Annotated in this window: 1 pseudogene; it reads left to right on the plus strand. The window is 46.9% G+C overall.

The features are described from left to right. Positions 1-273 (plus strand): annotated as a pseudogene (locus BU804_RS13475) (IS5/IS1182 family transposase); the annotation flags it as partial.

The following is a 273-nucleotide window of genomic DNA, read 5'->3' on the forward strand; positions in this document are numbered from 1 at the left end:
TATCCGATGGCGCAATCAGAGAGTCTGGGAAAGGTTGCTTGAGGTGCTGATTGACGATCCAGATTATGAATGGCTTGTGATAGATGCTTCGCATTGTCAAGTGGATCCTCATGCAGCGGGAGCTAAAGGAGGTAATCAGAGCATGAGTTATACAAAAGGGGGCTCAATACAAAATTGCATCTTGCCGTGGGTGCGCATGATCTGCCGATCAGGGTCATTATTACAGAAGGCACAACAGCAGATTGTACTCAAGCAAGCAATTTGATCGCTGGT

The sequence above is a fragment of the Candidatus Protochlamydia sp. W-9 genome (assembly GCF_001950615.1).
In the GTDB taxonomy this organism is placed as follows: domain Bacteria; phylum Chlamydiota; class Chlamydiia; order Chlamydiales; family Parachlamydiaceae; genus Protochlamydia; species Protochlamydia amoebophila.